Genomic DNA, 1,646 nt, shown 5'->3' with positions numbered 1-1,646 from the left:
CTAGTGTAAGTTTCCGTAATATCCTTAGAAAGGAGGTGATCCAGCCGCAGGTTCTCCTACGGCTACCTTGTTACGACTTCACCCTAATCATCTGTCCCACCTTAGACGGCTAGCTCCTAAAAGGTTACCCCACCGGCTTTGGGTGTTACAAACTCTCATGGTGTGACGGGCGGTGTGTACAAGGCCCGGGAACGTATTCACCGTGGCATGCTGATCCACGATTACTAGTGATTCCAACTTCATGCAGGCGAGTTGCAGCCTGCAATCCGAACTGAGAACGGCTTTAAGAGATTAGCTTGACCTCGCGGTTTCGCAACTCGTTGTACCGTCCATTGTAGCACGTGTGTAGCCCAGGTCATAAGGGGCATGATGATTTGACGTCATCCCCACCTTCCTCCGGTTTATCACCGGCAGTCTCACTAGAGTGCCCAACTTAATGCTGGCAACTAATAATAAGGGTTGCGCTCGTTGCGGGACTTAACCCAACATCTCACGACACGAGCTGACGACAACCATGCACCACCTGTCATTCTGTCCCCGAAGGGAACGCCTAATCTCTTAGGTTGGCAGAAGATGTCAAGACCTGGTAAGGTTCTTCGCGTAGCATCGAATTAAACCACATGCTCCACCACTTGTGCGGGCCCCCGTCAATTCCTTTGAGTTTCAACCTTGCGGTCGTACTCCCCAGGCGGAATGCTTAATGCGTTAGCTGCGGCACTGAAGGGCGGAAACCCTCCAACACCTAGCATTCATCGTTTACGGCATGGACTACCAGGGTATCTAATCCTGTTCGCTACCCATGCTTTCGAGCCTCAGCGTCAATAACAGACCAGACAGCCGCCTTCGCCACTGGTGTTCTTCCATATATCTACGCATTTCACCGCTACACATGGAGTTCCACTGTCCTCTTCTGTATTCAAGTTATTTAGTTTCCGATGCACTTCTTCGGTTGAGCCGAAGGCTTTCACATCAGACTTAAAAAACCGCCTGCGCTCGCTTTACGCCCAATAAATCCGGACAACGCTTGCCACCTACGTATTACCGCGGCTGCTGGCACGTAGTTAGCCGTGGCTTTCTGGTTAAATACCGTCAAAGCGTAAACAGTTACTCTTACACTTGTTCTTCTTTAACAACAGAGTTTTACGAGCCGAAACCCTTCTTCACTCACGCGGCGTTGCTCCATCAGACTTTCGTCCATTGTGGAAGATTCCCTACTGCTGCCTCCCGTAGGAGTCTGGGCCGTGTCTCAGTCCCAATGTGGCCGATTACCCTCTCAGGTCGGCTACGTATCATCGCCTTGGTGGGCTTTTATCTCACCAACTAGCTAATACGCCGCGGATCCATCCTAAAGCGATAGCAGAACCATCTTTCAAGTAGAAATCATGCGATTTTTACTAATTATACGGTATTAGCACTTGTTTCCAAATGTTATCCCATACTTCAGGGCAGGTTATCCACGTGTTACTCACCAGTTCGCCACTCGTCCCGATGTTAAAACAAGTTAATGCAAGCACCAACTTGTTTTAACGAGGACGCGTTCGACTTGCATGTATTAGGCACGCCGCCAGCGTTCGTCCTGAGCCAGGATCAAACTCTCATCTTAGAGATGAAAAGCTTAACTTAGCTCATCAAATTAATTGTTTTTT

Annotated in this window: 1 rRNA gene; it reads right to left on the bottom strand. The window is 49.3% G+C overall.

The window, feature by feature from the left end:
* Positions 1–28: 28 nt before the first annotated feature.
* Positions 29–1,603 (bottom strand): 16S ribosomal RNA (locus K5Q11_RS07475).
* Positions 1,604–1,646: the final 43 nt, after the last annotated feature.

The sequence above is a fragment of the Apilactobacillus xinyiensis genome (assembly GCF_019656235.1).
Lineage (GTDB): Bacteria > Bacillota > Bacilli > Lactobacillales > Lactobacillaceae > Apilactobacillus > Apilactobacillus xinyiensis.
Note: the sequence above shows the minus strand (reverse complement) of the source record. Positions and strands in the feature narration are given on the sequence as shown.